Genomic DNA, 11,426 nt, shown 5'->3' with positions numbered 1-11,426 from the left:
CCAGTAGACCCGCGGAGCCCACCAGGGCCATTCAATGGTTAGAGCGTCCGCCTCTTAAGCGGAGGGTTCGCGGTTCGAGTCCGCGGTGGCCCACCAATCCGAAGGATTTCGACCTAAGGGCGCCTACTCATAAACCCGGCTCGGTGGGAGCTGCTTCGCCGAATGACGCTTCGATCCGACAGCGAGTGAATTGCCACGTCGCCGCGAAGTGATGCGATGGGCCAACAACCGACTACGCAGAAGGCGCGTCAAGGCCGTGCGGCAGTAAAACCTGTATAACATTTTGCCCTTCCGTTGGATGGCGCGAGATATGCCCTTTCCCCTGCGTATCCTCGACTAGAACCGCCTTTCCAGCGGAGACACGTCTCATCTCGCCGTCGCTCGTTTCAAACTCGACCTCGCCATCCAACCAAATGGCAAGGAGTCGACCCGGTGGGTTATGAAAGTCCGCTTCGCGCGCCCCTGCAGGGATATGAACAAAACGAACTCGCGAGGCTTCGTAGAAAGCGGAACGCGAGGATTCGTAGTTAGCGGCAGGCGCTCCATTCGGAAACGATCGCGTTACTGTCGTGGGGATATCAACTTCCCCAAAATGGGATTCGCCATCAGGCGTAGCGAAAATGTGCAGGCACTTCATCTTTTTACCTCCATTGTACTTTCGAGGTTATTATGAAGGAGCGAGCCGTGTCGGGAAGGGTCATTTTTGACCGATTTCGCGGAGATTCGTAGCCAGTAATGACGCCGCGTGATCGCCTGCTGGAGGCGGCCAAGGAGGAGATGGCCGCTTTCGAACGGGCGAGAGATTGAGTTTCGGAAGAAGGATCGAAAGGAGCGCGCTGCGGCGCTGAACCTCCCTTTGGATAAGATCAACGTCCACTGATCCGCGCCGACAATTTCACATACACTGTAGTGGCACGTTCCTAGCATTGTCATGCGACGGGGGTCCGGCGCGCAGCTCCCCGTCCGACTTCGGCCCAGACCACCAGACCGGGCGGGGAGCTTGCCAAGCCGCGGCAGCCTCTTTCACTTGACGGCGAACCGCATGTCGCTTTCTGGCCCGTTTGTGACATGCCGGGGCGGTCTGACGATGTCCGTTCACAGAGGTAGACCGGAAGCGAACGGCACGCGGCCAAAGTGGCGCGATTGACCCCGAACGGACATTGGGTCGCAGCGTCTCGAGTCGATTGGCTGCTTCGGCCCACCTAGGGGATAAGCGCCGCAGGCATTGGTCCCGTTGGCAGCAGCACAAACTGATGCTGCTGCCCCCGTACCATCGCCAAGAGCGCCAATATGATTGCAACGACCGCCAAGAATCTGACCATCAAATTCAGACCTGCTGGATTTGCGTTCGTACGGACGAGACCTGGACTTTGGACATGTTTGGAAAAGCAAACGTTCAACTCACGGTCAAAACATGCATGCTGAGGAAATCAGCACCGTGAACATGTCGACGTCAAACTCGCGCTCCAAGCTCATTCCGAACCGCCCAAGCCACTTGTCTTGAGCCAAATATGCCAACTTCTCTCGCGCCCTCGGGCATTCGAACGTGAGCTTGGCCAGGTTCTGGAGGTGATGGACCATTTCGTGGACCAGGATCGATTGGTCGGCTGGTGAAGTCCCAGTCCAGTCATCAGGGAGCAGGATCGCTTTTGACCTGTTGTTATAGAGGGCGACGACCTGACGCTGAGCCAGTTCATCGAATGCGTCGTTCTCCGTGAAACTCTCCGAAAGGGCACCATCTCCGAACCGCATCGTCGCGAGTTTCACCTTCGACGCAAATTCGATGGCTGGACGTTCCGTGATGGCCGGCAGATCGAAATTCGAAGCGAGCCAAGTCACAATTTCATCCAACAAGTCTTCCGCGGCTCGCGTTGCGTCGGCACGTGACGGAACCGAAGGCGATTCAGTGGGCACAGTGGGCTCCGACCCGTCACGACAATGGGCTTGAGACGAAGCCGCTAACGTTAGAGAGACCATGACCGCGAGCAGAAGAATTCGCTTGAACATGAAAACCTCCTCGGGAGGTCGTTCGAAACAGAAACCCTTTTGAAAAAAGTCAGCAATCGAACTTGCTGCAAGCATAGCATTCGCGTCACGACGCTGTTGTGAACCCGTTCACACTCGGAATCGTGGTGCGCCAGGCGCTTGGTAAATCAAGCTATCGGCAGAGGACGAGTATGACTTAATGGTGATCGCGGTGGCGGCAACAAGGAAGGCGACAGCCACAAATCGGTGATCGCGATGCTTCATGATGGGAAACCTCAGTCTCCGCAGCCCACAGAAGTGAGACCCGGAAATCCCGCAAAGGCTCAACCGGATGACCAACTCGATGAGAGTCAGCGTGGCTGCACTTCTGGCGCAAGGCTGGAGCATGGTCCGCAGTTGGCCCTTCGCGTCAGTTGGGCCGATGCGGCAGTGTGTCTTGGGTTTGGGGGCAAAGCCGGCCAGCCGGCAGAGCGACCGGACTTCTCAGTTTGACCATTCCAGACATCGACCATAGCTTAAGCGAAGAAGGGGTGAGGAGCGTCTCCTGTTCCTTTCGCCTTCATAATCCCGACGCACCGATCGACTTGTTCATCGGACAGATTTAGTCCGAATTCACCGCGCAGCACGTCTCTGAACTCGCTCTCGGTCGCGAGCCAGCGCTTCTCTGCATGCCCGTCTGCGTCCCGGACGGTGACACGCGCGTTGTACATGGTGATCCGGCTCCTGTTCGGCCCCGGTCTCGCCACGATGATATTCCCTTGGTAAGGGGTTTCTGGATGGGTCGCCGTGTACCAATTGGTAATCTCGTATTCGCCATCATAACGCGGGTAAGGAATGACCCGGTAAATGTGCTGCCAGCCATGCTTAAGCCGTGCCTGGAGCGTCAGCTCGCCGCCAACATCGATAAAGCGCATGACCTCGTGGGGTGTCTCTTGTTCGATTTGCGGCACGAGCCTGAGCGCGCAGGTCGGCGCAAGGTTGCCGAACCCGACATCCGCGAGATAAGTGCCGTCAGGCAAGTCCACTTTCAACAACATGTGGATGGCTGGGCGCGGTGCGTCGATCTCCAGCCCCCGCACGACACGCCCTTGTAAGCTTGTGATGCTGTAGCCGAGCAACCGAAGTCCGGCTCGGAAGAGCATGTTCTGTTCAAAGCAGTACCCGCCCCGTCTACTGGCGATCATCTTCTGCTGGAGCGTAGGCACGTCGAGCTTGGGCGGACGCCCGAGCATGATATCGAGCGTTTCATAGGGGATTGAGTGCGAGTGGGCGAAGATAAGTTGATTTAGAGTCTCAAGGGTTGGTGTGAGCGGCCCAGTATAGCCGATGCGCGCAAGCCAGGCCTTCCGATCGAGTTGTGCGTCGGACATCGCGCGTACTCCGGGGGTGTCTCGGACGCATATTGCCATTTTTTGGGCCCGGCGTCCCAGTCGTCTCCGTGCGCTGGCTCTAGGCCGGGGAATGGCAGCTTCTGGCCCGAAGCAGACGTCACTACTGGGCCGGAGAAGCGAGCGGCTTTCCCTTCTCGACAACATAAGTAGCAATTACTTTCGCGCCGTTCGGACCAGTTTTGGCGTCGTGAATAGCACCTGGCGGAATCTGATAGCTTTCACCTGACTTCAGGGTCTTGTCTGGTTGACCATCGACCATGAGCACCATCTCGCCATCAAGCATAAAGCCTGACTCAGGACCGGGATGCGTGTGGCGCCCGATATTCACGTTGGGCGCGATCTCAGCCATTCCAATTACCGTTTCGTAGTTTGTGCCGGGCACGTCAAACTTTTGTAGCGGCGTCCGCTTTATCGTCGCGGTTTGCTGGGTTACCGCGGGCAAATTCTGCTGGGCGGCGGCGATACCGGTCATCGATAACGTGACTACGGCTGTGCAAAGCAAGAACTTGGCAAGCATCGTTTCCTCCAAAATACACAACAGAATACGCGGAATATTATCAAATCCTCAGCTCTTTGCCATGTCTGAAACTGGCCCTTAGCCGAAGGTCGATTGAGCGCGTGTCATGTCGGCTGTCAGTGGCAAACCGGACGCCGATCCAACTTGGCGTCCACCGCTACTTTTGACCCAATGCAGACCATGTAGGGCCCGGTGGGACGTCTAACGTTCAGCTGCGAATATGCGCCACTCGCCGGGGATACCCTTGAGGGATCGGCTGCCGCGATCGTTGAAGCGCAAACCAGAACCGGCCACCAGATCTTTGACTGTGCTCGAAACCAGAACCTCGCTGCCACCGGCAAGCGCCGCGACCCGGGCGCCTATGTGAACAGCAATACCACCGACATCATCACCGATCATTTCGCACTCGCCTGTATGAAGCCCCGCACGGACCTCAATCCCAAGCGGTCTCATTTCCTCGACAATGGCCCAAGCACATCGAACACCGCGGGCTGGACCGTCAAAGGTGGCGAGAAAGCCGTCTCCAGTAGTTTTCACTTCATGGCCTCGAAAGCGCGCGAGATTGCGCCGGATCGTCGCATGATGACTGTCGAGAAGGTCGCGCCAGCGTTGATCGCCAAGTGCAGCGGCTTTCTCAGTTGAGCCCACGATATCGGTGAAGAGAACCGTGGCGAGGACGCGGTCAACTGAGACCGGGGACCTTGAACCTGTCAAAAATTGCTCGATCGCATCAGAAATTTCGTCTGCGTTTTCTCCCACGTAGAAAATGTGGTCGCTTCCCGGTAGCTCAAAAAGACGGGCGCCAGGAATGTGGGCCGCCACGTCGCGTCCACCCTCTACACTGACAGTTTTGTCCCCAGTCCGGTGAATCACGAGGGTTGGTACTCGAACCGCCGGAAGAATGCCGCTGATTTCGATTTGGCTGTTCATGCTCATGAGAGCCTTCACGGCGGCCGGGCTGGCACCAAGACGCTCGTTGCGACCCCACCAGCGTTGGAAAGCGGCGTCATTTGCGCGCGAAGGCGCGAATTTCTGCACGCTACCGCCCGTACCCCATGCCTGCTCAACGTAACCGAAGAACGCTTCCAGCGCTTCTTTGGTCGGGAACCAGTAGGAAAACCGTGAAAAGCTGCCGTAAAGTACCAGCGCGCGGCAACGGTCGGGATAGGTTGCGGCAAATAAGACGGACAGTGGAGCGCCTTCAGAAATCCCAAGGAGTGCCGCCTGTTCCATGCCGGCAGCATCCATGACTGCTCGGAGATCATCCATGCGTTGGTCGAGGCCGGGGAGCTCACCGCCGCGGTCCGACATGCCGGTCCCGCGCTTGTCGAAAGTTACCACTCGGGCGTAGCTACCCAAACGGTTCAAAAAGCGAGCGAGATCGGGCTCGTCCCAATAATTCTCTACGTTCGACACAAACCCCGGAACCATGATCAGATTGACCGGACCACTGCCAAACAACTGGTAAGCGATGTGAACATCACCGCTCTTGGCGTATTGCGTGGCCGGCTGCATGGGTGTCCTCACTGCTTCACCGGATTTTGCCCGGCCCAATTCTGAAGCCTGACCTGACGATAGAAAAACAGCAAGTCCCGTGACGTCGCCTGTTGGCCCTTCGCGGACCTGAACAGCGGGTCCGGTAATGTCCGCTCACAGTGGCAGAGCAGACCATCTATCTGGACCCGCCGACTTCCGAGTTTGACCCAACTCGGAGCGCTGCATCGTAGGCAAATCCTGTGAACCTCTGCGGCCACTCCTCAACCTAACCAGTGGGGGCTCAACGGAGGGATTAGGTCATGGCCATTGTACAATTTACACGCTTCAAGAGCGATAAACCTGAGGAAATGATCAAGACCGCCAAGCAGGCGAAGGCAATCTTCGAAAAGCATGGCGCAGAATTTCTTCGGCTTTCTCGGTTTCACACTGGTACGTGGGCCGGGGAGTTTCTTATCTCTACACGCTATTCCAGTTGGGAAGTGTACGGAAAGGTACAGGAGGCATTGGCAAAGGACGAGGCGTTCGCAAAGCTGTACGCGCACACAGCTACCTTTGCCGAATTGACGGGCCGTAACATCGTGGTCGGCATCGATCTCTGAGACTCCGCTGAGCGGCGCGTGTATGACGCGCAACGGCCCTGCCTCGCTGATCGCGCGGTAGGGCCGCTGCGCTTGCCTCTCCGGGCTGGGGCAGGAAGGGGCAAAACCGGCCCAGTTGGCCAGTTCAACGTATGCCGATGAAGTGGGAAAACATGACTGCCCAAAAGAGGCACTCCGTTGGAGCCCAGAGGGGCGGTTTTAGCGGACTGCGCAGCAGCGACGAAACGACAGAACGGGCCTCGTACAATGTCTGCTTGTGCGCCGTTGTTGGGGAGTAAACAGACGTCGCGGTCTTATGAGTACACGCGAAATCCGCGGGCTCGCGTTATTCGATGCGTGGGGGCAAAGCTTCACGCTCTGGGCTCCATGTCCTCAAAACTCTCGGTCCATTGCCGGGTGCGTCCGGTTCTTGACCTTGATCCAGTCCTTCGACCGGCCGCCGCTGTAGCGCCGGTCGCGCCGTTTCGAGACCAGGCCCTCGAGACCCAGGCGGCAGGCGGCGCCGAACAGCTCGATGCCGATCTCGCCCGGCTCGAAGGGCGCGACGAACATGCCATCCGGCCGACCGCGTAGCAGCCGCGCCAGGTTGGTCTTGCGCAAACTCAGAGGCAGCTGGCGCAGATCTTCGCCGCCGAGCGCGAGGACGTCGAATGCGTAGAGCTGCACCTCGTCGTCGTGCCGGCGCTAGTGCAGGGCGTCGAAGTCGGAGACGCCATCGACACCGAGCACAACGGCCTCGCCGTCGATGACGAATTGCTGCTCGCGGTTCTTCAGTGCGGCCTCGACGATCCAGGGAAATCGGTCGGTCGAGTCGTGACCGCTGCGGGTGAAGCCGAACGGTCTTGCCGTTGCGCTCGACGCGCAAGCGGTAGCCGTCATACTTGATTTCGTGAATCCAGTCGGGCCCGGAAGGCACAGCTTTGGCAGCAGTAGGCAGGCAGAACTCGAACGCGCGGTGCATGCGAACGAGATAATCACGCGCCTGCGAATATGCGAATCTCGCTCCCGTTTCAGCATCGGAATTCGGGTAGTGTCTCAGTTTGAAATGTTCTTGATGAACCCTATCGCCGTGTCGCGATGGTGGTCCTCATCGGCTGGACAGGCAAAGGTCGTCCTGCTGGTCCATCGTCCGCAACTGCCGCAGAACACGGTGCCGCAGTCATTGCATCTGAAGATTTTGAAGGAACCCTCAGGGATAATCTTGCTACAGGCAGGACAGCACTTCATTGCTCGCATTCAGGGCCTCATCCCTGGCGAATACAGTAGGTCTCAGTTTGAAATCTTCGGCTCACTGGGCAGAGCTACCAGAAGGCTTCTCGCCACGATCTTTCCGCAGTTGGGGCACTCAAAGCTGAACAGATCGCGGAGCGAACTTTCCATTTCAATCCCGAACAGGCGCATTTCCACCTTGCAGGTTGGACAGAGTATCAGCGGCTCAAATTCGATCAATTCAGTCATGGTCGCACTCCCTTGCGAAGCTTACCGCTACTGCGACATGAGTTTCTGGCATAAAAAATAATTGGTAGTGATTGCCGTACCTTGGAATTGCGCTCTGCTGCTCTCTCACGCTTTGGTTGGTGAGCCTGGTGCTGTAGGGCGTGTACCCGCTTGGAACAGTACCTACCCTTGGTAGTTCCAAATGGTGAAAGCATGTCAGGAGGCATGTCATGGCTGGGCGGCGATCGGGCGCGGCGTCCTCCTTCTTCGGCAAGTTCGGGCTGCAATGGCGAGCTCTGCCCGATCGTAGTCTGCCATTTCCTTGGCGAATGCTGTTGACCAGCTCTTGTTGACGGGCGACGCAAAGGCGAGGGCGGCCTGTACGCGGCGGGCAGCGTCGACGATCAGCGACTCCCCGATGCGCCGATTTGGCGGGGGCCTCAGTCGGCAGTGCAGGGGCCACAGCGAGCGTCAGCACAAGCTGGGCAAACTGTCCAATGCCGCTCAGCAAGCCCCAGCACCTCCGCTGGCGTCGCATGCTCGCAACCCCAAGCTGTAACGTCATAGCCACAGACCCAGTTTTTTTAGACGTCCCAGGTCCGGCTCAAAAAAGTGAACGACGATCACTCGGCTTGGCTTAGCTGGCGGTGGGTCACCGCGTTCACCTGCCAGGCAGGTCAGATGGCGTAGCCTAGCAAGCCCGCCGATTGTCGATCTTGACCCCGCAATGGGCGGCCCAAAAAGGTTCTTGGTTGGACGAGACTCGATGGAGCACGTTTATCTGACCGACGTCCTCACCAGGATCGTCAACGGTCACCCGAACAGCGACATCGATCCGTTGATGCCGTGGGCTTACCGAAAGCACGAACGCCAAGCCGTTGCCTGAGAACGACGCTTACGCAACACCTGCCGGGGCGGCTTCCAACCACCTACATGACAGCGGGAGGCAAGGCCCTCAAAGAGGCCTACCAATGGGAAGCTAGGGCGCAGTGGAAAGGGAAGCCACTCGAAGGCGACATTCAGGTGTCGATAACACTCTATTTTGGCACCCAGCGCCGTGCTGACCTGGATAACTTCAACAAGCCTAGACGCCCTCACCGGCATTGCGTGCCTGGATGATAGTCAGATAGCAAAGCCTTCAATCGAGCGCGCCTACGACAAAGCGCGCCCGAGAATTGAAATTACCGTCAACTAACGCTGGTGTCCCAGTGGAATGCCCAGCGATCCAGCCTTTTGACGCAATGACCCCACGGTCCGCTTGGTCATCTTGGCAATCTTCACCACGGGCGTCTTTGCTTTAGAATGCGCACGCAGCTCCTTCACGTCTTCTTTAGTGTATTCCCGGCGTACTCGCTTCTTCGCTGCTTTTTTAGCCACACGGTGCTCCTGTTTGTGAGCCGCCGTTTTAATAACCGCGCAAAACTTTGTCTATTGTCCAATTCAAAATGGCCACTTCCATAGGTAGCTTAGAAACTCTCCGAAATGCTTTTTAGCGAACTCTATCATCGCTCCTTTAGCTGCGGTGATAGCAACTTCCTTGATCGTTCCAGAAAATCGAAGACTCAACATCCGAAGCCGTTCGATGGCAATTCGCACATAGCCGGGACTGATTGAAGCCGCCTTGAACTTTTCGACCGTACCTTGAAGCCCTTCCAGGATGTGGTCACGCTCATGCGGATGCGTGGCACTATAGCCATTGTCGGACCGCACCTCCTCAATGATTTGCTCCAGTGATGAGATCGCCTTCTCTGTTGCGGGATCATCGAGGTCAATTTTGATCGGCGTCCATTCGGCGTCCGGATTGTCAAAATCCTCAGTCGTCACGCCCATATTTACGAAATGATTCTCGACTGAGTGAAGGGCGGGCACGAGCCAATCGTCGCTCATGTCAGCGGCAGCGAAAGTCGAAAACGGCGTCTCTTCATCTTGGCATAGTTCATTCCATTGCGTTTCAAACTCTGGCCCCTGAGAGAGCATCGGCGGTCCGAAAGGATCCTTTTTAACCCTGACCATATCGCGAGCCATCAGCCAAGCCATTGCTCGATCCCAAATCACCCACCGATCTAACAGAGTACCGTCCTCTTCCGGACTCGATACATCTACGTGCGAAAATCTGCTCCGTATCTTAAACTCAGGCACAGGAGCTCTCGTTCTCAACAACGCAACAGAGATGGCTAGCGCGTAGTAGATCGGCGCGCCCGCTGAACAAATTCAGCCTTATCCATTTTCCCCCACAAGCCTGATGGCCGTAAGCCCTGAAATTTAAGAACCCGTGCCTAGTTGACGTCCCACTTCAACTGTTCTGGTCGGTAACAGCCGGATGGAAGAGCCGTACGGGTTGGCGCTTCCAGCGTCAGCACAAAGGAGCCAAGTGGCTTCACAGGATTTCCCCAAGACTCCTCCATCGAATACCGAAGCTCATCAGCCAGACACTCCACACTGTTTCGCAGGCTCTCATGCGGCGCATCTCCCTTCTCGACCGCAATCATCTGCTTGATCACGTCCCGCATCGCTAGCCGAACGACCGGATTCCCCGCCAACTCAAGCGGTCCCCATCGCAATTCGAATATCTTTCGCTTCGCCTTATTCCATTCGTCTGACTTGACTTCAACAGCGACCAAATTACCTGCCGTCTGCGCCGCCTCGAAGAATAAGTCCATCTTCTTTGTTAGAAACGGCTTCTGCGCCTCTATCAGCTGCGCCTTATCAAATTCCTGTGCCTTATTGTGCTTTTCATCGAAATACTTCCAAGCGCCGTAAATGCCGGCAACGGCTACGCTGAGAATGGGCAGCCAGGCCTGAATAAAAATAAGTAGCGGCGACTTATCATCACTCGTTGGTGGGCGCCTGCGCGCAAACCTGATGGATTTCATTGGTACCCCCTGCAATCATCGCGAGCATAGTTGCCTGCAATATCATTTGGCAATGAATGCCGAAACCGTTGTAGGCATTAGTTTCACCGTCGGGGCGCTCTTAGGCACTGTACTCACAGCGTGGATCAAGGTTCGTGAAACGTCAGATTGGAATGCGCATGCGGCAAATCTAGAAACCGAAATGCTGCGGCGAGGTATGTTCTTCGAGATTATTGATTGGTCCCGAAGATCAGGGGCGCTTGCCCCTCTAGTTCTGCCCATCCCCTGATAGCAGACATTCTCAGGCGGCGCTCGGCAGGTCTCAAAGGGGCCAGCAGCCGACGTCATTCAATCAGTTCAGTTGCCTGTATGAGGAGTGCGTTTGGCACCGTAATGCCAAGAGCTTTTGCGGTCTTAAGATTGATGACCAAATCGAACTTGGTCGGCTGCAAGACCGGCAGGTCGGCAGGTTTTTCGCCCTTGAGAACGCGGCCAACGTAAATGCCTAGCTTATGTTTCGCATCCGCGAAACTACCTCCATAACTTAATAAGCCCCCGGCAACGGCGTTCTGTTTGGCGGTGAACATCGCGGGCATCGCATGGCGAGCCAGCGCGACGCTGAGACTGTCGCTATTACTTCCGAACAGGGTGTCCGCAACGACGAGCAGTGCGTCGACCTGTTTTTCCGCAAGACTGCCGATGGTTGGCTCGAACTCGCCTTCGGTGCTTGCAGTGACAATTTCGATCGGCACGCCGACGGCATTTGCGAATGGTTGCCAGAAGCTTTTATCGACCGGGTGGCTTGGATTTTGTGGATTGACCAGCACGCCGAAGGTTCTTGCCTTCGGCACCAACTCGCGGAGCATTTCTAATTGCTTCGCGAACAGATGGCTACCGAATATCGTCACGCCGGTCATATTGCCGCCTGGCCGGTTGAGGCTCGCAACCAGACCGGTCTGAACCGGATCGGCCCCGATCAGAAACGCGATCGGAATCGTCATGGTGGCCGCTTTTGCCGTAAGCGGTGAGGTGAAATTGCCGCTCGCGACGATGAGGGCCACTTTCCGTTGAACTAGTCATCTGGAACGCAAGTTCGTCACATTAGTTGATAGCTCGAATCTCTACACAGGAGAGAGCTCGTGGCGAA

Annotated in this window: 14 protein-coding genes, 1 tRNA gene and 2 pseudogenes; 5 read left to right on the top strand and 12 right to left on the bottom strand. The window is 56.7% G+C overall.

The features are described 5' to 3' along the window. The first annotated feature begins 24 nt into the window (after nt 1-24). Nucleotides 25-96 (top strand) — tRNA-OTHER (locus XI08_RS05670). 136 nt (nt 97-232) lie between these two features. On the opposite strand, the gene XI08_RS05665 is transcribed toward XI08_RS05670, so the two are convergent. The 5 genes from XI08_RS05665 to XI08_RS05645 form a co-directional block, all read right to left on the bottom strand. Then, complete coding sequence (locus tag XI08_RS05665; RefSeq protein WP_271573700.1) at nt 233-637, bottom strand: hypothetical protein; 405 nt, start codon at nt 635-637, stop codon at nt 233-235. A 770-nt stretch (nt 638-1,407) separates the two neighbouring features. Further along, the gene (locus XI08_RS05660) at nt 1,408-2,007 is read right to left on the bottom strand and encodes a DUF6647 family protein (RefSeq protein ID WP_271573699.1); all 600 of its coding nucleotides are present in this window, start codon (nt 2,005-2,007) and stop codon (nt 1,408-1,410) included. 494 nt (nt 2,008-2,501) lie between these two features. After that, nucleotides 2,502-3,356 (bottom strand): arylamine N-acetyltransferase family protein, encoded by an 855-nt coding sequence (locus XI08_RS05655; RefSeq protein WP_271573698.1) that lies wholly within the window; start codon nt 3,354-3,356, stop codon nt 2,502-2,504. 121 nt (nt 3,357-3,477) lie between these two features. Further along, complete coding sequence (locus tag XI08_RS05650; RefSeq protein ID WP_271573697.1) at nt 3,478-3,894, bottom strand: cupin domain-containing protein; 417 nt, start codon at nt 3,892-3,894, stop codon at nt 3,478-3,480. 201 nt (nt 3,895-4,095) lie between these two features. After that, entirely contained in the window at nt 4,096-5,409 is a 1,314-nt protein-coding gene (locus XI08_RS05645; protein WP_271573696.1) for an adenylate/guanylate cyclase domain-containing protein, read from the bottom strand. A gap of 281 nt (nt 5,410-5,690) precedes the next feature. On the opposite strand from XI08_RS05645, the gene XI08_RS05640 reads away from it, so the two are divergent. Continuing rightward, nucleotides 5,691-5,990 (top strand): hypothetical protein, encoded by a 300-nt coding sequence (locus tag XI08_RS05640; protein ID WP_271573695.1) that lies wholly within the window; start codon nt 5,691-5,693, stop codon nt 5,988-5,990. 372 nt (nt 5,991-6,362) lie between these two features. Here XI08_RS05640 and XI08_RS45955 read toward each other — a convergent pair whose 3' ends face one another. The 3 genes from XI08_RS45955 to XI08_RS05630 form a co-directional block, all read right to left on the bottom strand. Next, complete coding sequence (locus XI08_RS45955; RefSeq protein ID WP_333927000.1) at nt 6,363-6,656, bottom strand: ATP-dependent DNA ligase; 294 nt, start codon at nt 6,654-6,656, stop codon at nt 6,363-6,365. Between the two features lie 18 nt (nt 6,657-6,674). Further along, nucleotides 6,675-6,869, bottom strand: a complete 195-nt coding sequence (locus tag XI08_RS45950) for a hypothetical protein (protein ID WP_333926998.1) — start codon at nt 6,867-6,869, stop codon at nt 6,675-6,677. A gap of 390 nt (nt 6,870-7,259) precedes the next feature. Next, on the bottom strand, nt 7,260-7,448 hold the full coding sequence (locus XI08_RS05630) for a hypothetical protein (RefSeq protein WP_129557332.1): 189 nt from the start codon (nt 7,446-7,448) through the stop codon (nt 7,260-7,262). A gap of 757 nt (nt 7,449-8,205) precedes the next feature. On the opposite strand from XI08_RS05630, the pseudogene XI08_RS05625 reads away from it, so the two are divergent. The 3 genes and pseudogenes from XI08_RS05625 to XI08_RS46145 all read left to right on the top strand — a co-directional run. Next, a pseudogene (locus tag XI08_RS05625) lies at nt 8,206-8,313 on the top strand (transposase domain-containing protein); the annotation flags it as partial. A 47-nt stretch (nt 8,314-8,360) separates the two neighbouring features. After that, complete coding sequence (locus tag XI08_RS46150) at nt 8,361-8,546, top strand: hypothetical protein (RefSeq protein WP_442869766.1); 186 nt, start codon at nt 8,361-8,363, stop codon at nt 8,544-8,546. Further along, nucleotides 8,485-8,622 (top strand): RusA family crossover junction endodeoxyribonuclease, encoded by a 138-nt coding sequence (locus tag XI08_RS46145; RefSeq protein WP_442869764.1) that lies wholly within the window; start codon nt 8,485-8,487, stop codon nt 8,620-8,622. Before XI08_RS46150 ends, XI08_RS46145 begins: the two co-directional genes overlap by 62 nt. Here the strand turns inward: XI08_RS46145 and XI08_RS05620 are convergent. The 4 genes and pseudogenes from XI08_RS05620 to XI08_RS05605 form a co-directional block, all read right to left on the bottom strand. Then, on the bottom strand, nt 8,619-8,804 hold the full coding sequence (locus XI08_RS05620; protein WP_247454523.1) for a hypothetical protein: 186 nt from the start codon (nt 8,802-8,804) through the stop codon (nt 8,619-8,621). The genes XI08_RS46145 and XI08_RS05620 overlap by 4 nt on opposite strands. Before the next feature lie 63 nt (nt 8,805-8,867). Continuing rightward, a complete protein-coding gene (locus tag XI08_RS05615) occupies nt 8,868-9,464 on the bottom strand; it encodes a hypothetical protein (protein ID WP_271573694.1) in 597 nt (198 codons plus the stop codon). A 239-nt stretch (nt 9,465-9,703) separates the two neighbouring features. Then, nucleotides 9,704-10,300, bottom strand: a complete 597-nt coding sequence (locus XI08_RS05610; RefSeq protein WP_271573693.1) for a hypothetical protein — start codon at nt 10,298-10,300, stop codon at nt 9,704-9,706. A 323-nt stretch (nt 10,301-10,623) separates the two neighbouring features. Beyond that, nucleotides 10,624-11,343: pseudogene (locus XI08_RS05605) on the bottom strand (ABC transporter substrate-binding protein); the annotation flags it as partial. Nucleotides 11,344-11,426 lie beyond the last annotated feature (83 nt).

It is taken from the genome of Bradyrhizobium sp. CCBAU 11361 (genome assembly GCF_028128935.1).
GTDB lineage: Bacteria > Pseudomonadota > Alphaproteobacteria > Rhizobiales > Xanthobacteraceae > Bradyrhizobium > Bradyrhizobium niftali.
The sequence above is the reverse complement of the archived record's forward strand: the minus strand, read 5'-3'. Positions and strand labels throughout refer to the sequence as shown.